Here is a 19,344-nt window from a genome sequence, read left to right on the forward strand (position 1 = left end):
CCGTGACAGTTATCGTACTCAGGCCCCTGTCTTTCCGTTAAGGCAGGGGCTTGATACGTTTAAAGCCCATGTTCCGGAAGAAGCCGACCATTCTTAAATTTATAAGACCGGCCGTGTCGCTGGCAGCAATCCTGATTCTCGGGGCCTGCAAGCCATCGACGCCGGCGTCCAGTGTTTCCTTGCTCCTGCCAGAACTGGACGCTGCTGAGATGCGCTGGATCGCAAGCCGCATTTACCAGAACGAAACCCGCGGTCAGGCGCGCTACCTGACGCACTGGGGTGCTGGAGAGGATTTCCCGTCACTCGGTATTGGTCATTTCATCTGGTTTCCTGCCGCCGTCGACGCACCGTTCGACGAATCGTTCCCTGCCCTGGCAAGGTACCTCGCCAAACACGAGAACGCCTGCGCGCCGATGCCGGGCTGGCTGGCGGAGCTCGAACCGTTTTCCGCTCCCTGGCCAGACCGGGAAACCTTCGAAGCGGCGCAGGATTCCGACGACATGCTGCAGCTTCGGCAATGGCTGGGCGTAACTGCAATCCAGCAAGCGCAGTACATCGTTGATAACTTCAGTCGGCGCTGGAGTGAGATAGAGCTGCCGGACGATGAAGACCGGGCGCTCACCTCTCTGTTGCAAGAATTAATGCAGACTTCCGAGGGTCGTTTCGCGGTTATTGACTACGTGAACTTCAAAGGTCTCGGCACCAACCCCCGGGAGCGCTACGCGGGTGAGGGCTGGGGTTTGGTGCAGGTATTGAGTGACATCATCGTCGGGCGCAACGACGGTGATCCCAGTCGTAGTCTTGTCGAACAGTTCAGCACGGCCGCCGCCGGACGACTGCGGCAACGGGTTGAACTGGCACCGCCGGCGCGAAACGAGGCGCGCTGGCTTGCTGGCTGGATGCGGCGGGTAGGCGAATATGCCGCTATCCCCGACGAGTCCGCGCGCGCGCGGTACACCGGTTTCAGGGTGCAGCCCTACCTGCAGGACCCGACGCCTACCTCGATGAGCGTGATCTGGTTCAGTGATACCGCAACCGCTGGCGAGTTGACCCTGTTCGCTGGCCAGGCGAACGACGACGCTGCGACAGTCACGAACACGTCAGCGATGGCTGCCTGCGAACTCGGCTATAACCCAAGAGAGCTGGCCCTGATCGAAAACGGCCGCTTGCCAACCGCGCCCTTCAAGCACGTTGCAGAGCTGCGCAACCTGCAGCCGGGCACAATCTATCGTTATACCGTCGTGCAAAACGGTCAGCAGGCCAGCGGCGAATTCCGTACGCCCGGCCCGGCTGATGAACCTGTGCGTTTCGTCGTTTATGCGGACAGCGAGACGGAGCCTGAGTCGCTCGGCAAGCCGTCGGCGTGGGGCGGCTGGAACGACGCGCCCGGCGAACGGCCGTACCCTGTTGATCAGGACACCGGCTATCGCGAAAATCTGCGGGCGATGGCCGATGCGAAACCGGATTTCATCGCCATCGCGGGCGACCTTGTGCAATCCGGCGGAGAGCAGCGCGACTGGGATGAGTTTTGGCGACTCAACGCGGCTATCGCTGCCACCACACCCATTTATCCGGCGCTCGGCAATCACGAGTACTTTGGCGGACCTGGTGCTTTCGGCGATTACGGGGCGGATGCCAGCCGCCGGGCCGTCGAAAAGTACAAACGTTATTTCACCTTCCCTGACAACGCCGCCGAAAACGAAGCGCACCGGGGTTCCTATTACGCAATACAGCGCGGCCCCGTCAGCCTGATCGTTGTCGATAGCAACGACGGTGTCCCGCACCGCAGTGATACCGACACGAACTGGTACTTGCGCGACCAGAGTCAGGGCGGTGTCGCCCCGGCCTGGAATCCCGGCTCGCCGCAATACGCGTGGCTGGAAGAGCGCTTGCGTGAGGCGCAACAAAGCAGTGAGTTCACGTTCGTCATGTTCCATGCCGCACCGTATTCTTCCGGAGTACATGCGCTACCGCCGGGCATGGGTGAAGGCATGGACTACCTGCCGGGCACACCGCTGCGTGCTCTGACGCCGCTGTTCGCACGTTACGGCGTCGATGCCGTGTTCAGTGGTCACGATGAGCTCTACGAGCATTCCGTTGTGCCCGGCACCGAGGAACTGCCGGACGGGCGCAGCGAAGAACACGCGGTGCATTTTTTCGTCGTCGGTATAGGTGGCGACGGCTTGCGCGGTGCGGCACGTGAGGCGCGCAACCCGTATCGGGTCTTTTCTGCGGCGGTCGATGCGCCGGAACAGTACGACGCAAGTGGTGTGCTGGTTGATGGTGGTATCCACTACGGCCATCTGCGGGTTACGGTGGAGCAAGACACTGCTGACGAATGGCAGGCAACGCTGGAACCCGTTTACCTGTTCCCATTGTTCGCGCCGGACGGCACGGTGCAGGCATTTGCACCACGGAGCTATGACGATGTGACGGTATTGCATGGCCGGCGCAGCGTTACTGACATTGGAAACGCGGCCCACAGTGAACGGGAGACGGGCGGACAATGAATATTGGCATAGGCATCACCGACTCCGTTGTCATTGTCAGCTACATGCTGCTGGTACTGGCAATCGGCTTGTGGATAGGCCGGGGCAAGCAATCGTCTGCCGACTATTTCCTCGGCAATCGTTCCATGCCGAGCGCTGCCCTGCTGTTGTCGATTGTCGCGACCGAAACCAGCACTGTTACTTTCCTCAGCATTCCCGGCATCACGGCAGCGGCAGGCGGCAATCTGACCTTCCTGCAGATCACAATTGGTTATATCGTCGGTCGTCTGTTCGTCGTCTTTGTCCTGCTGCCGATGTACTTTCAGGGCAAGCCGTTCACCGCCTATGAAGTGCTGGAAACACGCTTCGGCCGGCTCAGTCGGCGCATGGTATCGACGCTGTTTCTCGTGACCCGTAATGCCGGCGATTCGCTGCGCTTGTTCCTGACTGCGCTCGCGCTGCAGATTGTGCTCGGACTCGACCTGACGATGAGCGTGATCGCGATTGGCAGCGTTACGATTCTGTACACGTTTATCGGTGGGGCAAAGTCCGTGATCTGGAACGATTGCATCCAGTTCATCATCTATATGCTGGGGGCATCAATCGCAGCGGTCATCATCACTGATGCCGTGCCTGGCGGGATGGGCGAGATCATTGCGCTCGCCGAGGCAGAGGGCAAGTTCCGTTTTCTGGACTTCAACCTGAGCCTGGTGCACCCGACCATGACGTTCTGGGCGGGGCTGGCCGGCGGTGCATTCCTTACTGCGGCGACGCACGGCACGGATCAGCTGATGGTGCAGCGCTACCTGTCAGCCAGGAGTCAGCGTGGTGCAGCGATTGCATTGGGCCTCAGCGGCTTCATCGTCTTGCTGCAGTTTGCCGTCTTCCTGCTCATCGGAATCGGGCTCGCTGCACTGTTCAATACCACGGGCGAAACCAGTGGTGAGCAGATATTGAAGAGCGATCAGCTGTTCGCCTACTTCATTGTCAACTACATGCCGGTCGGCTTGCTCGGACTGACGCTGGCAGCGGTGTTTGCCGCGGCGATGTCCACCTTGTCGAGTTCACTCAACGCCTCTGCCGCCGTATTCATGAACGACCTGTACAAACGACCATCGCACCGCGAATCTGGCGCCGAGATGCGCGCGAACCGTACCGCGACCATCGTGTTCGGCGTGGTGCAGATCGGTCTGGCGATACTGTTCGGAATGCTGGAATCGAGTGAGAGCATCGTCGCCAACGTCCTGAAGGTTGCCGGCTTTGCCATCGGCCCGGTGCTGGGCATGTACTTCCTGGCGGTATTTACATCACGCGTGCAGCAGGCGCACGCCCTGACAGGATTTGTCACGGGCGTCGTCGTACTATCGACAGTGGCATTCGGCAGCGATGTCTTCTGGGCGTGGTACGCGCTGATCGGTTCGCTCGTCACGCTGGCAGCCGGCCGACTGGCCTGCGCGCTGGATACCCGATCGATGCAGGCGCACGAAACCAGCGGAAGCCGCGATTAAGTTGTAGCAAGGTAACCAGCAAAGCATGAAACAACGACTCACCAACTGCCAACTTTTTGATGGCGAGCACGCGTACAGCGATAAGGATTTACTGCTCGCTGACGGGCAGGTCGTCGATGTTGTCGCTGCCAGCGACGCTGTCTCCGCTGACTACGCCGTAGACGATATTGGTGGCCGGTTGCTTGCACCGGGGTTGATTGATCTGCAAGTCAACGGCGGTGGCGGCGTTCTGTTTAACGACGCGCCAACGGTCGATTCGTTACGAACTATTGCGACAGCACACCGGCAATACGGCACGACGGCTTTTCTGCCGACACTCATCACCGACAGCGATGTCGTTGTGGATGCGGCGCTCAGTGCTGTCGCTGATGCCATGGCTGCCAAGGTGCCGGGAATCACGGGTATCCATCTTGAAGGTCCGTACCTCAATCCCCGCTACAAGGGGGTTCACGATGCAAACCGAATGCGCACTATCGATGACACTGCGATAGAGCGTATCAAGGTATTTCGTGCCGGGCCCACATTGCTCACGCTGGCCCCGGAAACAGTGGCGTCAGAGCTTATCAGCCGGCTCAGGGACAGCGGAGTTACTGTCTTCGGCGGTCACAGTGCAGCCACCTACGACGAAACCCGTGCGGCGCTCGATGCTGGCATGCGCGGTTTCACACACCTCTTCAATGCAATGTCACCGATGCAAAGTCGCGCTCCGGGCATGGTCGGTGCAGCGTTGGAAGACCGCGACAGTTACTTCGGCATTATCGCGGACGGTTACCACGTGCATCCCGCTGTATTCAGTATCGCTGTCGCCGCGAAGAGAAAGGGCAAAGCGTTACTGGTTACCGACGCAATGCCCAGCGTCGGTTCGGAAAAGAAAACGTTCGACCTGTTCGGTGTTGCCGTTCGCGCAGAAGGTGGTCGATGTCTGACGGCAGACGGCACGCTGGCCGGTGCGGACATCGGCATGATCACGGCGGTAAAAAATGCTTGCGTATTCGCCGGGCTCGACCGCTTCGAAGCCTTGCGGATGGCATCGGCGTACCCGGCCGCCGCATTGGGCGTCGATGACCAGCTCGGCTATCTCAAGCCGGGGTACCGTGCGAATCTCATCGAGCTCGATACCGACATGAACGTGTGCCGCAGCTGGATCGACGGCGACGTGCAAGTGCACAACCACTGATCGCTTATGGATATCGTCATCCTGCAAGACGGTGCGGCAGTGGCTGCTGAAGGTGCGCGCCGGATACGGACATTGCTGCAGAATAAGCCCGAAGCCGTTCTGGGCCTCGCAACCGGCGGTACCCCACTGGCAATGTACCGCTTGCTGGTTGCGGATTATGAACAGGGCCGCGTGTCATTCGCTGGCGCGACCAGCTTTAACCTCGACGAATACGTTGGTCTCGGTACCGATGATCCGCAAAGTTATCGTTCCTACATGAACCGGGAGTTGTTCGACCGAACCGATTTCGTGCACAGCAAGACGCACCTTCCGGAGTGCGCTGCAGACGAAGATCCCGACCTGATCGGGCCGCGTTACGAAGCGGCCATACAGGCCGCGGGCGGTATTGATCTGCAAATTCTGGGGATCGGTCGCAACGGCCACATCGGCTTTAACGAACCCACTTCCAGCCTTAGTTCACGTACGCGGGTGAAAACGCTGACCCGCGAAACACTGGAAAGTAACAGTCGCTATTTCGATGACCCGGCACAGCAGCCGACGATTGCGATCACAATGGGCATTGCCACAATCCAGGAGGCCGCCTCGGTGCTGTTGCTGGCAACCGGTGAGGCCAAAGCGGAAGCCGTGCAGCAAATGATCGAAGGACCTGTATCAGCAATGTGGCCCGCGACCGCGTTGCAGTTACATGAAAAGGCAACTGTGCTGATCGACGAAGCCGCGGCCAGCCGGCTGCGGCTGCGCAACTATTACGACTGGATCAGTCAGCAGCGACAGGCTTTGGAGTTACAGCGTAGTGATGGCTGATGCGTCTTTGAGGCTGCCGGCCGGATGGTGCCCCGGTGGTGAATCGTCAGCACTAGCGATACAGCAGGTAAGGCTTGCGACGCTCGCGAAACGCGGCAAGGTCATCAGCATAGACCGCAAGTATTCCGGAATACGGTGTGCCCGCACGAACCGCCTGCAACGTGCGTTCATTGCCCAGCAGCCGCAGGTAGCGATCGCTTTCCCAGCGATCTCCGTAAGACAACGCCAGTTGCCGGGCGATCTCGAAACCGGTTTCTTGAGGGTCGAAGCGCGCGCGGTCAGTAATGGTGAAACGCACACCGTGACAAAGTTCGTTCGCAAATTTGCTGGCGTCGGGCGTGAATTCCGTCGAGCTGAAACGAATGCCAGGCAACCTGGCAGCGTTAAGCTGACTCGCGAGCGCTTCACCATCCAGCCACGGCGCACCGATGATTTCGAACGGCGTACCAGTGCCGCGTCCGACCGACAAATTGGTCGTTTCCAGCAGGCCAATGCCGGGGTACAGCAACGCTTGCGTGAGGCTGCGCATGTTCGGCGAGGGGTTCACCCAGCGCAGTCCGGTGGTGTCGAAATACTGGTGACGTCTCCAGCCGCGCAAACCGATTACCTGCAGCTCGACACCGATGTCCATTTCAGTATTGAACAAACGGGCCAGTTCGCCGACGGTCATGCCGTGCCGAACCGGGATGCGATGGATGCCGACAAACGATTGTTTGCCTTCGTCAATGACAGGCCCGCTCACCTCAGTCCCGTTAATAGGGTTCGGGCGATCGAGCACGACAAAACGCACACCGTGATCGGCGGCAGCCTGCATCGCTTTGGCCATCGTCGATATATAGGTGTAGAAGCGAGTGCCGATGTCCTGGATATCAAAAACGACGGTATCGATGCCGGCAAGCATCTCCGCTGTTGGTCCGCGCGTTTCTCCGTAGAGGCTGAAGACAGGAATTTGAGTCCGCTGCTCGACACCGTGATCAATATGTTCAACATCAAGCGTACCGGCAATCCCGTGTTCGGGGCTGAATATCCGCGCGAGTTCAACATTCGGGGCGTTGTGCAGAAGCTGTATTGTGCTTTGCCCGTCGCGGGCGATACCGGTGTGATTGGTAATCAGTGCAATGCGTTGTGCAGCAATGGGCTGAAAGTTATCGCGGACCAGAACATCGATGCCCGTGAGTACCGGGCTGGTGCTGCAAGCGGACAGTGCGAGCACCGCGGTTATCAGCGCCACGAACCGGATACGTTTTGCGGAGCGGAAGCGCAGCACAACAGGCAGACTCGCAGTTAAAGGCGGACAGGTATAGTAGTGCAATGCAAAAAGAACTGACAACCGAGGCACGCAACCCGGCATCAACGGAGCTCGATAAGCTCAGTTCCATTGAGTTCGTGCGTCTGATGAACAATGAAGACGCGAAACTTGCAACGGCTGTCGCCGAACAGGCAGCGGTCATCGCCGCTGCGATCGATCTGATAGCGAGCCGACTCGCGGCCGGTGGGCGACTCGTCTATACCGGCGCGGGCACGTCGGGGCGACTCGGTGTGCTGGATGCATCGGAATGCCCGCCGACGTTCAATGCGGACCCCGAGCAAGTGCTTGCGTTGATCGCAGGCGGTGACGAGGCCGTTTACCGGGCTGTTGAAGGCGCAGAAGATTCCCGAGAGCAGGGCGCGGAAGATCTACGTGCGATCAACTTCTCGGCCAGTGATGTGCTGGTCGGTATTGCGGCGAGTGGGCATACGCCGTACGTCCTCGGTGGTTTGCAGTACGCCAGACAAATCGGGGCGGGAACAGTAGGCTTCAGTTGCAATGCGGGGAGCCCCGTGGTGACTGAAGCCGATATCGGCATTGCCGTTACCGTCGGGCCGGAAGTGTTGTCGGGATCAACCCGCCTCAAAGCAGGTACGGCGACCAAGATGGTGCTTAACATGCTGACAACCGGCGCGATGGTGAGGCTCGGCAAGACTTACGGCAATCTGATGGTGGATCTGCAGGCCAGCAACCAGAAGCTCGTCGAACGCTCGGTGCGAATTGTGCAGCAACTAACCCATCTTTCGGACGGCGATGCGCGCGAGTTGCTGAATGCCTGCGGCGGCGAACTGAAGACAGCGATCGTGTGTCAGCAACTCGGAATTACTCCGGAGTCTGCGCGGGCGCGATTGGCCAGGACCGGCGGCCGCCTGCGTGCTGCCTTGGAAGAACATGACTGATATCCAGCAAACGCTGATCATCGGCGTCGACGGTGGTGGCACCAAAACCACCGCGCGCGTGGCAGGTGTTGCAGCAGACGGAACTATCAGCACGCTCGGGGTCGGCTACGGCGGACCTTCGAATGTCCGTGCGGTAGGCACCGTGCACGCCTGCACCAATCTCGACGTGGCAATTGACGCGGCGCATGAAGCGGCAGGAACTGTCGGTCGGCAGATCGAGGTAGCGGTTCTGGGGCTTGCCGGCAGCTCCTTGCCGGATTTGCAGGCTGTCATTCGCGACTGGGCAAAACGTCGGCGGCTGGCGGAACGAATCAATATTGTGCATGACGCTGAGCTGTTGCTTGCTGTGGGTGTCCGCGCCGGTTGCGGAGTCGGGCTTGTCGTGGGCACCGGCTCGGTCGCTGTGGGGATCAACGCTGCCGGCGAGCGCGCCGTTGTCGGTGGCTGGGGGCACTGGTTTGGTGACCAGGGCAGCGGTTTTGATACTGGTCGACGGGCGCTGACAGCGGTAGCCGACGCCGTTGACGGCATCGGTCCGCCGACGGTGTTGGTCAATGCACTGACCCGCCGCCTGCGGGTTGATGATCCCCGCGAAATTACCCGCCAGCTGGGCCGCTCGGTGGACATACGCCAGGAGATCGCTGCATTGGCTCCGGTGGTCATGCAGGCGGCCATTGACGGCGATGCCGTTGCTATAGCGCTCATCGACAGTGGTGCCAGGGCCACCGCAGCGCTGGTCGCCGCGACCATTCAAAAGCTGGGGCTCAGTGACAATACTTCGCTGGCCATGGCAGGCGGCATTGCCTGTTCCGGCGACTTCTATCGCGTCAAACTGCTGAATCACCTGGCTGCGATGGGTATACAGCCACAACCGCTGATTGTTGTCAGCGAACCTGTTGAAGGTGCGCTCGTCATGGCACGCGACCTGTTGCACACCGGAAGCTGATTGCAGACGCCGCAAAAAACCAGCCCCTGGTTCTGGATACCAAGCGTTTACTACGCGCAGGGTATTCCGTTCGTCGTTGTAATGATGGTGTCGGTCATCATGTACAAACGGCTCGGGGTCTCGAACACTGACATCGCGTTCTACACAAGCTGGCTGTACCTGCCGTGGGTGATCAAGCCGATCTGGAGCCCGCTGGTCGATATCGTCAAGACGCGCCGCTACTGGATAGTGGCGATGCAGCTGCTGATCGGCGCCGGCCTTGCCGGTATCGCGCTGACGCTGCCGACCGGCGATTTCTTTCGCTACACACTGGCCGTATTCTGGTTGCTGGCTTTCAGCTCCGCCACCCACGATATTGCGGCGGACGGTTTTTACATACTGGGCTTGAGTGAACGGCAACAAGCCTGGTTTGTCGGTTTTCGCAGCACCTTCTTTCGCCTGGCGATGGTGACCGGCCAGGGGCTGCTGGTCATGCTGGCAGGTTATCTGGAGACCCGGACCGGCAGCATCACTCTGGCCTGGAGCCTGACCTTCTACTGTCTGGCCGCGCTGTTCCTCGCTTTGTTCGTCTGGCATCGCTTCGTATTGCCGCGCCCGGCCGAGGATGTCGCCGGGCGTAGTGATGCCGTGAGCGCCATGCTGCGCGAGGCTCTCGACACCTTCGTGAGCTTTTTCCGACGGCCTTACATAGGCCGCATACTCGCGTTCCTGCTCTTGTACCGCTTCGCAGAAGCACAGCTTGTGAAGATGTCCGGGCCGTTCATGCTTGATACGAAAGCGCAGGGTGGCCTGGAGCTGAGTACCTTCGATGTCGGTTTTGTCTACGGCACCGTGGGCGTAGCCCTGTTGACCATCGGCGGGATACTGGGCGGCATCCTGGCTGCGCGGCATGGGCTTCGCCGCTGGTTCTGGTGGATGGTGCTGGCCATCAACCTGCCCAACATCGCCTACGTATTCCTTGCCTACCTGCAGGTCGAGAACCTGTTACTTATCAACCTGGCAGTGGGCATTGAGCAATTCGGCTACGGTTTTGGCTTTACCGCGTACCTGCTGTACATGATCTACATCGCGCGCGGCCCGCACAGCACCGCGCACTATGCAATCTGTACCGGTTTCATGTCGCTCGGCATGATGCTGCCGGGCATGGTCAGCGGCTGGCTGCAGGAGTGGCTTGGCTACCAGAGTTTCTTTATCTGGATTCTGGTCGCTACAATCCCCTCTTTCCTGGTCGTCTGGGCGGTACCGCTTGACCGGGATTTTGGTAAGAGTGGCGCGCCATAATTTGCCATCAGTTTCGCGTATCGTTGCCACACGACTCGTCCAGAGTATTCACAGCTCGATCTGCAGCAGTTAATTCGGAGATAAGCATTTGCAATCCATCAAAGTAGTTGGCGGCCACTCCTTAAGTGGGTCGGTGGACGTCAGCGGCTCAAAAAACGCGGCGTTGCCGATTTTGTTCTCCACGCTGCTGGCGGACGGGACCCACCGCTTCGAAAACGTACCGCAATTGCGCGATATCGATTCGACCGAATTGTTGCTGCGTGCCCTGAATTGCCAGGTCGAGCGCAGCGGTAATTCGATGCAGGTGACCGTTACGCGGCCAGAGAAAATGGAGGCTCAATACGATCTCGTGCGCAAAATGCGCGCCAGCATCCTGTGCCTTGGTCCATTGCTGGCTCGCTACGGTGAAGCCCGTGTGAGTCTGCCGGGTGGTTGCGCCATAGGCTCGCGACCCGTCGATCTGCACGTGCAGACGATGAAGCGGCTTGGAGCGGAAATTGAAATCGAGGCGGGTTACGTCATCGCCAAAACCCGCCGTCTGCAGGGCGCGCAGATACTGTTCGATAAAGTCACGGTCGGTGGAACTGAGAACGCGCTGATGGCTGCTGTGCTCGCTCGCGGTACGACCGTTATCGAAAATGCAGCGAAAGAACCAGAAGTGGTGGACCTGGTTCACTACCTGCGCGCGATGGGCGCACAAATTGACGGCGAGGGCACCAGCGTAATCACGATCGATGGCGTGGACGAATTGCACCCCGCCGAACACCGCATCGTGGCTGATCGTATCGAGGCAGGAACACTGTTGATTGCCGGCGCTATCACCGGCGGCGCCGTGACGATCAAGCAATGCGTCCCGCTCCACCTGCAGGCATTGACCGACAAGATGCAGGAGTGCGGTTTTTCCACGCACTCGGATGCGACCTCCGTTACCGTTGATGCAACCGACGAATGGTCCGGTACCGACGTCGCAACAGCACCGTATCCGGCCTTCCCGACCGATCTCCAGGCGCAGTTCATGGCTCTCATGACTCAGGCGCGCGGTACTTCAATCATTACGGAAGGCATATTCGAGAACCGCTTTATGCACGTCCAGGAACTGGTGCGTCTGGGGGCGAATATTTCGCCGATGGCACAGGTAGCGGTAGTGCGCGGCAAGCGCGGCGGACTTAGTGGCGCCAGCGTGATGGCGACGGATTTACGCGCGAGTGCCTGCCTGGTAATTGCAGGGCTTGCTGCCAAAGGCGTAACTACGGTCAACCGCATTTATCACCTCGATCGCGGCTACGAGTTCCTCGAACGCAAACTGGCCAGCCTCGGCGCCGAAATCGAGCGGGTCAGCGAATCGGCGTAGCGCGAAGTGCCTGTAAGTTGCTTGCTGAGTGGTTGATCTCGTACGGGCCAATAGAAAAATATTAGGGGTACTTGGGCTCTTGCTTGATTGGCGAATTGCCGCGCCTGATGTTCTGCATTTCCCTGCGATCGCGTGTACTAAGAGTTCGCGCTGTTGTTTCACACGATCTAAAGTCTGCTGCTTGTCATAGTGAATCCCGCCTGTAACTGGCGCGATTTCTGACAGAATGGATTTTCATTGATTTAATTACCGGAGTTCGCCAATGACGACGTATGTCTTCCCGCCCGCCGCGCAGCCATCGGCGGCTGTGTTTGGTAGTGAGCAGCGCTTTCCCGTGCGGCGGATATTCTGTGTAGGCCAAAACTACGCGGCGCATGCCCGCGAGATGGGTGGTAATCCCGAACGGGAAGAACCTTTCTACTTTACGAAATCCGCTCACGCTGTAACGGCATCCGGTTCGACGATTCCGTACCCGTCTGAAACCAGCAACTTTCATCACGAGATTGAACTGGTTATCGCCATCGGCAAGAGTGGCTTTGAGCTCGATCAGGCCGCTGCACTGGAACTCGTTTTCGGCTACGCCAGCGGCCTGGATATGACAAGGCGTGATCTGCAAGCGGCGGCAAAGGAAAAGGGGCGGCCATGGAGCATCGCGAAAGACGTTGAAGATGGCGCAATCATTTCAGCCATTCGTCCGGTTGCGGACATCGGCCACCCGAAGGGCGCCCGTATCTGGCTGGCTGTCAACGACGTCATACAACAGGACTCCAGCACTGATGACATGATCTGGTCGGTGCCGGAAGTGATTGCTCACTTGTCGCGTTTCTATCATTTAGCTCCCGGCGATTTGATCTACAGCGGCACGCCGGCCGGCGTCGGGCCAGTCGTGGCCGGCGATCGAGTGACCGGTGGTGTCGACGGTGTTGCTGAGCTTGCGTTGCAAATAGCGTAAGGACCAATGTCGTCGGTGCTGCTTGCACCGCTGTGAGCGAACACAGGCGAAAGTGATTACTCGTAGCGGAGTGCGTCAATAGGGTTCAAGCGGGAAGCCTTGATCGCGGGCAACATACCGAAGAGCACTCCGACGGCTGAACAGAACAACAGGCCGATCACCGCCCATTCCAGCGGCACAGCGGTTTCGAACGAGTCGGACATGCCGAGCTTAACCAGCAAATTGCCGAAGCCGAAACCGAGCAGCACGCCGATAAGTCCGCCAACATTGCACAGGACAACGGCTTCAAGCAGAAATTGTTGCAATATGTCCCTGGGCCGCGCGCCCAGCGATTTGCGTATGCCGATTTCCTTGGTGCGCTCGGTGACGGACACCAGCATGATATTCATGATGCCGATTCCGGCGACAACCAGTGCGATGATGCCCACGATAAACGCCCCGATCTTGATGCCAAGCGTCATCTGATTGAACTGCGCGATTGAGCTTTCGCTGTTGTACATCGTGAAGTTGTCTTCTTCCGTGCGCGGGACGTTGCGGACGCGCCGCAATACCTGGCGGGCTTCTTCCATGGCATCAGCGACAACTTCAGGTGTCCGGGCGTGCAATGTGATATTGACCGATCGTGCGAAACCGTCGTTGTTGGTGAGACCGTAGATGTTGACGAAGGTGCTGACCGGAATGAGTACGTAGTTATCGTACTGGCCACCGAAGGCCGAATTTTTGGTGTCGAATACGCCGACCACCTGGTACTTGCGCCCGTCGACCCGGATGTCACGACCGATTGGGTCCACAAACGGATAGAGCCGCGATGCGATAGCCGAGCCGATGACCGCGACCTTGCGAGCGGCGCGCACATCCATTTCTGACAGATTGCGACCGTACTGCACGACGTGGCTGTTGTTCTGTGGGTATTCCGGTGTGCCACCGCAGATGGCGATGTTCTCATTGGTCGTTTCGCCGCGGTACTCGGCGGAGAAGCCGAACTCCCACAGTTCCGAGCCCACGATATCGACGTTCTGTACCTGTTCACGAACAGCGGCGGCGTCATCGAGCGTTAGCGGTGGCCGTCGCATGGCTTTACGCCGTTCTTCGTCCGTGGAAAAGCCGGTTGGCCACTTCTGCACCTGAAAGGTCTGTGCACCGAGGATTGTCATCTCCTTTTCCATCGTTCCCTGCACAACAGTAATGCCGGTCATTACCGCAATGATGGAGGCGACCCCGAGAACGATGCCGAACAGCGTTAATGACGAGCGCAACTTGTTGCTGCGGATCGCTTGCAGTGACATCAGTAAGGTATCGACTCTTTGCACAATGGATTCCGGTTGTTATTCGTAACGAAGCGCTTCAATCGGATCCAGGCGCGCGCCTTTCCAGGCAGGGACGAATCCGGCGGCCACGCCAACGAGGACTGAAATAAGCACGGCGGCGGTCAGGATGGTCGGAGAGTTGCTCGCCGGCATCAGGCCGCTCGAATTGATCAGCAAGGTTATGCCGGACGCAGCGGCTATACCGATGAGACCTCCCAGCAGGCAAATGATCGCCGACTCGAACAGGAACTGGAGCAGGATGCTCCGGCGCCTTGCGCCGATCGCTTTGCGTATGCCGATCTCGCGGGTGCGCTCGGTGACCGACACAAACATGATGTTCATAACACCAATGCCGCCCACAAACAGCGAGATGCTCGTGACCAGCAGACCGATGGCGAGCACGGCACCGACGACGCTGTTAAACGCCCCCATCAGAGAGTCCAGTTTATTGATGGAGAAATCTTCCGTTTCGCTGGGCCGTAGTTTGCGAATCTTGCGCATTTCTCCAATGACTTCGTATTCGAGATCTTCCATGTCAGCTATGTTGGCGGCCTTGACGGCAATATCGACGTCGTTGCTGCGGCGGCCACCGAAGACCTTCAGGAACGTCGAGATCGGAATAAACACCTGACGATCAAAGTCCGGCCCGCCGAAGGTACTGCCACCTTGCTTCTCCATGACGCCAACGATGCGGAACTTGTGGGCGCCGATGTTGATTTCCTTGTTGATCGGATTCACGTTCTCGAACAGGCCCGCGGCGACACCCTGACCGATAACCACGACCGGTTTCTTGTACAGATTGTCGAAGGTCATCAGAAAGCGACCGAACTCCGGCAATCGGTTCGTGACGACGGGCAGCAGTTCAGTCGTCCCGATAACCGTAATACCCTCCTGAACCGCTGACCGGTACTTGAGATCGCGACGTGTATTCATCGTCGGATTAACGATGGCACGACCCCGAAATGCTGTTCGCAAACTATCGGCTTCATCAATGCTCAGATTGGGCCGGTTACGGTACTCAAACCAGTTGTTCATGACGATCCACGGCATGCGCGACACGTAAACAACATCGGCGCCCACGGCGGCAGCGCCCTGGCGAAATGCGGTTTGCATGCCATTGAACGCGGTCATTGTTGTGGTGACTGCAACGATGCCGATGATGATGCCGAGCGTGGTCAGTACGCCGCGTGCCTTGTTGGCGACGATGGCGCTCATCGCGATTTTCAGGGATTCGTTGACGTCGACGAGCATTCTCATGACTGATGGTCCGGAAGTATCGCGCCGTTCTGTTTCGCGGTGTCGCTGGTGCTTGCCGAGCCGTCATGTGTAGAACTTGCCGGGGCCTCGTTCGGCAAATCGCTTTCAACCAAACCGTCACGTAGCTTCACTGTGCGGTGCGCATGAGCGGCGATGTCGTCTTCGTGGGTGACGAGGATGATGGTCTGACCCTCGCTGTGCAGTTCATCGAACATGGTCATGATTTCATTGCCGGTCTTGCTGTCCAGGTTGCCGGTCGGTTCGTCCGCAAGAATGATAGACGGGTTGAACACGAGGGCACGTGCGATCGCGACGCGTTGTCGCTGACCGCCTGACAGTTCGTTCGGCCGGTGCAGCATTCGGTCAGTCAGCCCCACGCGACTGATAGCCTGTTCGGCTCGGGTCCGGCGGTTCGCCTTTGATATGCCGCCGTAGATCAGCGGCAGCTCGACGTTTTGCAGTACGTTTGCGCGGGGGATCAGATTAAACGTCTGGAATACGAAGCCGATCATGCGATTGCGGATGTCGGCCAGCTCCGTTTCAGATTTGGCGTCCGCCATCTCACCACCCAGTGAGTAGCTGCCACTGCTTGGTACATCGAGGCAACCGATGATGTTCATCAATGTGGACTTGCCTGAGCCGGATGGCCCCATGATGGCAACGTACTCGTTGCGGCCAATGTCCAGCGTCACCCCGCGCAGCGCGTGCACTTGCTGCGAGCCCATGTCGTAGGTCTTAACGATATCGCGCAGCGTTAACACGGCGGAGAGTTTGCCGTGCGCTGCCATCTCGAGGCTCTCAGGCCCGGTTGCGTTTGTCGCCATCATTATTGACCGTGACCTCCGCGCCATTGTTGAGGTCTGCGGAGATGGCCCGGTAACTGCCCGTTACGACGACATCCCCCGCTTCGACGCCGGACAGGATTTCGATCATGTCGTCGCTTTGAATACCGGTCTTGACCTGGCGGGCAACGGCCTTGCCATTCTCGATGCAGAATACGATTTCGACAAAGCCGTCGGCATCGGCCGTGAAGCGTCGTTCCGCTTCTTCAACGGTTTCTTCTTCCAGCGTGAGTTGATCGATAGTGCGTACGGCAACGCTTTGTATGGGGACGCCAACGACGTCCTCCTTGGTCATGGTGAAAATGTCTGCGCTGGCGGTCATGCCGGGCCGGAGCCGAGAGATTTCCCCGGCGATAGCGACCTTTACCTCGAATTCTGTCTTCTGGTTGTTGGTGCCAGGTTCAGTGGTGTTGGCCGTATTGGCAATTTCGTACACCGTGCCGATCAGGGTTTCGCCGAGCAGTGCGTCGACTTCAACTTCGGCCTGCTGGCCAATCTGCACATTGACGATGTCGTTCTCATCAACGTTGACCTGGGCTTCCATCTCCCGGAGGTCGGCCACTATCAGAATCATGTCTTCCTGGAACTGCGAGCCGATGGCGATTTCGCCTTCTTCTTTGTCGAGGTCACTGATCGTGCCGGCCATTGGTGAATAGATAGTCGTCTTCGACAAATCATCCTGTGCCTGTTTCAACGTCGCCCGGGCCTGTTCGATATCGTCAAGCGCTGCTTCGTAGCGGGCGATCTCTACTTGATAGGCTGCATCGAAAGAATCCATCGCCGACTGCGATTCGAGTTTGCGCGCGATCATGTCACGTGCCCGGTCGTAGTCCTTCTCCGCTTTATTCCGGTTCTGGAGTATGAGCTTGGCATTGGCTTGCGCTGAACGGACATTGGCCTCGGCACGTTCTACGGCAGCGAGATAGCGTTCCCGATCCAGTTCGACCAGCAATTGTCCTTTTTCGACGGATTGGCCTTCTTCAACGTGTAGCGCCATGATCTTGCCGCTGACGTCAGCGCTGATCCGCACCTGTGTTTTGGGTTGTATGCGCCCGGTCGCATTCACCTTTTGGATGATGGTCTCGAGCTTCACATCCGCGGTTTGTACTTCAAGCAGCGTTTCCTGCCCGCTTCGAAAATTCATGGCGCCGGCCACGGCCACGACGAGCAGGGCGACACCTGCAATCCAGATAGTCTTTCGCTTCATTCGTATCCCCGCATTGTTCGCACCGGCTGGACGCCCGCGGCGTTCAGCGGTGTCGCAAGCACGATACTGAGAGCGGTTCAGTACCTGATCTTCTTGTTATCGCGCTGCTGATGGGCCTGACTTCTTGTTAGACGACGCCCGTGCGAAAGGTTCTGCCGGATCGGGTCGAACCGGTATACGCCTGAGTTATCGTCGAATTCCTTATTCCATAGATGCATGAAACCCGGATAGGGTTTACGCCGGCTGCCAATTGGTGGTGTTGATACGGGTCGCTGGCTAATGTTGTTTGGGGTAATTCAGCTTGCGTGCGGGCTCGCTCTGCATTGCCGGGAGGCGTGTCCGGCTGCAGATAGGTTTGGCTGACACTGTTGCCGCGCAACAACTCTGCGCGCTCGAATCAGATATTGAACTAACCGGTTGTTGTTGCTCCGCCCGCGAGCGCAATGCGCTATACGCAGGCACCGGTGTTGACTACTACGGGCGGCGGCCTGCTTCGTCAACCATGCGCGCGATCTGCTCGGACAGCGACGCTGATAATTGATGCTCTGTCACACGCCAGCGCCAGTTGTTGTCGGTAGTCCCCGGTACGTTAAGGCGTGCTTCCGAACCCAGCCCGAGGTAGTCCTGCATTGGTGCAATCGCAAGGCAGGCTGCAGTGGAATAGGCGGCCCTGATCAGGTCCATGGCGACATTACTGCCGTCGCTGCTGGTCAGCACGTGAACCTTGTGGCGGGTAGCGGCAATGTCTTCCTCCGAGCGCAAATCGGGGCTGCCGCTGTACCAGCCAAGTGTTGTGTCGTTGTCGTGTGTGCCGGTGTAGCAAACCTGATTGGAGGCTATGTGAGCGAGGTCAAAGCCGTCGTCATTGATCGCAAACTGAAGTACCGTCATGCCGGGCAGCTGCTGGCGGTCACGCAGGGCTTCAACCTCCGGTGTAATCATTCCAAGGTCCTCGGCGACAATGGGTAACTCGCCAAGCTGTTCTTTCATCGCGTCGAACAAGGCATCGCCCGGTCCGGCTTCCCACTGACCGACGCGCGCTGTCAACACATCAGCCGGAACAGCCCAATATGACTCGAAACCGCGGAAGTGATCGATACGGATGAGGTCTGCCTGCTCCAGCGTCGCGCTGATTCGGTTTGCCCACCAGCGGTAGTTTCCCTGTGCATGACGTTCCCAGTCATACAGCGGATTGCCCCACAGTTGGCCGTCGTCACTGAAATAGTCCGGTGGGACACCGGCGACCGCGAGCGGCTTGCCATGCTTGTCCAGCCGCAGCATTTCGGGGCGCGACCAGGCGTCGGCGCTGTCGAGTGCAATGTAAATGGGCATGTCACCGAACAGCGCCACGCCGGCGTCGTGGGCGTACTGGCGCAACTGCTGCCACTGCCGGTGAAACAGGAACTGCAAGACTTTGATGGCCCGAATGGTGTCCGTCGCAGTGGTTTCCAGTTGCCGAAGCGCCGCCGGTTCTCTCGCTAGGAGCGGTCGCGGCCATTCCGTCCACGGTCGTTGTTGATGCCGAGACTTAAGCACCCGAAAGAGGGCGTAGTCGTGCAGCCAGTGCCTGTTGTGTTTGGCGCAGAAGTCATCGAAGGCGACTTGCAGATTACCGGGCGCGCGCTGATCGAATCGACCAGCGGCGGCGAGCAAGGCTACCCACTTGAGTTGAATGACCTGCGGATAGTCAATGTATGAAGCTGGCAATGCGCGCAGGCCCGCAAGATCCTTGTCAGTGAGTAAACCCAGCTCTCGCAGATTCTCGACGTCGATATTGAGTTCGCTGCCGGCAAACGTCGACAAGGCCTGATAAGGAGAATCGCCGTACGCGGTCGGGCCCAGCGGCAGAAACTGCCAGACACCGAGCCCGGCGTCGCGCATGAAATCGATGTAGCGATACGCGCTGCGACCCAGTTCACCGATGCCATGAGGGCCTGGCAGCGAGGCCACTGGCAGCAGCACTCCGGCTTGCCGGCCGGTCTTCAGCATGGAGGCGTAGTGGTTATTACTCATGG

General features: G+C 58.7%; 15 protein-coding genes. 9 read left to right on the forward strand and 6 right to left on the reverse strand.

The annotated features are described in order from the left end of the window. Window positions 1-68 precede the first annotated feature (68 nt). Genes AC0L8N_RS10735 through nagB form a run of 4 tightly spaced genes read left to right on the forward strand, consistent with a single transcriptional unit; the run spans window position 69 to window position 5,978 of the window. On the forward strand, window positions 69-2,510 hold the full coding sequence (locus AC0L8N_RS10735) for a purple acid phosphatase family protein (RefSeq protein ID WP_473667647.1): 2,442 nt from the start codon (window positions 69-71) through the stop codon (window positions 2,508-2,510). Then, a complete protein-coding gene (locus AC0L8N_RS10740; protein ID WP_473667648.1) occupies window positions 2,507-3,997 on the forward strand; it encodes a sodium:solute symporter in 1,491 nt (496 codons plus the stop codon). Before AC0L8N_RS10735 ends, AC0L8N_RS10740 begins: the two co-directional genes overlap by 4 nt. A 25-nt stretch (window positions 3,998-4,022) precedes the next feature. Beyond that, window positions 4,023-5,174, forward strand: coding sequence for an N-acetylglucosamine-6-phosphate deacetylase (gene nagA, locus AC0L8N_RS10745; RefSeq protein WP_473667649.1), 1,152 nt, complete (start codon window positions 4,023-4,025; stop codon window positions 5,172-5,174). Window positions 5,175-5,180: 6 nt separating this feature from the next. After that, on the forward strand, window positions 5,181-5,978 hold the full coding sequence (gene nagB, locus AC0L8N_RS10750; RefSeq protein ID WP_473667650.1) for a glucosamine-6-phosphate deaminase: 798 nt from the start codon (window positions 5,181-5,183) through the stop codon (window positions 5,976-5,978). Window positions 5,979-6,030: 52 nt separating this feature from the next. Here nagB and AC0L8N_RS10755 read toward each other — a convergent pair whose 3' ends face one another. After that, a complete protein-coding gene (locus tag AC0L8N_RS10755) occupies window positions 6,031-7,209 on the reverse strand; it encodes an exo-beta-N-acetylmuramidase NamZ family protein (protein ID WP_473667651.1) in 1,179 nt (392 codons plus the stop codon). 80 nt (window positions 7,210-7,289) lie between these two features. Here AC0L8N_RS10755 and murQ point away from each other — a divergent pair, with 80 nt between their 5' ends. The 5 genes from murQ to AC0L8N_RS10780 all read left to right on the forward strand — a co-directional run bounded on the left by murQ (window position 7,290) and on the right by AC0L8N_RS10780 (window position 12,716). Next, complete coding sequence (gene murQ, locus AC0L8N_RS10760) at window positions 7,290-8,186, forward strand: N-acetylmuramic acid 6-phosphate etherase (protein WP_473667652.1); 897 nt, start codon at window positions 7,290-7,292, stop codon at window positions 8,184-8,186. Further along, on the forward strand, window positions 8,179-9,132 hold the full coding sequence (locus AC0L8N_RS10765; protein ID WP_473667653.1) for an N-acetylglucosamine kinase: 954 nt from the start codon (window positions 8,179-8,181) through the stop codon (window positions 9,130-9,132). Before murQ ends, AC0L8N_RS10765 begins: the two co-directional genes overlap by 8 nt. Continuing rightward, window positions 9,133-10,413 carry an MFS transporter gene (locus tag AC0L8N_RS10770; protein ID WP_473667654.1) on the forward strand — a complete coding sequence of 427 codons (1,281 nt, stop codon included), beginning with the start codon at window positions 9,133-9,135 and terminating at the stop codon, window positions 10,411-10,413. 88 nt (window positions 10,414-10,501) lie between these two features. Further along, entirely contained in the window at window positions 10,502-11,764 is a 1,263-nt protein-coding gene (gene murA, locus AC0L8N_RS10775; protein ID WP_473667655.1) for a UDP-N-acetylglucosamine 1-carboxyvinyltransferase, read from the forward strand. 262 nt (window positions 11,765-12,026) lie between these two features. Then, window positions 12,027-12,716: a fumarylacetoacetate hydrolase family protein gene (locus AC0L8N_RS10780; RefSeq protein ID WP_473667656.1), complete on the forward strand. Its 690-nt coding sequence runs from the start codon at window positions 12,027-12,029 to the stop codon at window positions 12,714-12,716. A gap of 56 nt (window positions 12,717-12,772) precedes the next feature. Here AC0L8N_RS10780 and AC0L8N_RS10785 read toward each other — a convergent pair whose 3' ends face one another. From AC0L8N_RS10785 to malQ, 5 genes are all read right to left on the reverse strand, one after another. Continuing rightward, window positions 12,773-14,026, reverse strand: a complete 1,254-nt coding sequence (locus AC0L8N_RS10785) for an ABC transporter permease (protein WP_473667657.1) — start codon at window positions 14,024-14,026, stop codon at window positions 12,773-12,775. 15 nt (window positions 14,027-14,041) lie between these two features. Beyond that, a complete protein-coding gene (locus tag AC0L8N_RS10790; RefSeq protein WP_473667658.1) occupies window positions 14,042-15,280 on the reverse strand; it encodes an ABC transporter permease in 1,239 nt (412 codons plus the stop codon). After that, the gene (locus AC0L8N_RS10795; protein WP_473667659.1) at window positions 15,277-16,104 is read right to left on the reverse strand and encodes an ABC transporter ATP-binding protein; all 828 of its coding nucleotides are present in this window, start codon (window positions 16,102-16,104) and stop codon (window positions 15,277-15,279) included. Before AC0L8N_RS10795 ends, AC0L8N_RS10790 begins: the two co-directional genes overlap by 4 nt. Beyond that, entirely contained in the window at window positions 16,079-17,329 is a 1,251-nt protein-coding gene (locus tag AC0L8N_RS10800; protein ID WP_473667660.1) for an efflux RND transporter periplasmic adaptor subunit, read from the reverse strand. The genes AC0L8N_RS10795 and AC0L8N_RS10800 overlap by 26 nt, the downstream gene beginning before the upstream one ends. A 474-nt stretch (window positions 17,330-17,803) precedes the next feature. Continuing rightward, a complete protein-coding gene (gene malQ / locus AC0L8N_RS10805; protein ID WP_473667661.1) occupies window positions 17,804-19,342 on the reverse strand; it encodes a 4-alpha-glucanotransferase in 1,539 nt (512 codons plus the stop codon). Window positions 19,343-19,344: the final 2 nt, after the last annotated feature.

The sequence above is a fragment of the Woeseia sp. D3-10 genome, from assembly GCF_055809415.1.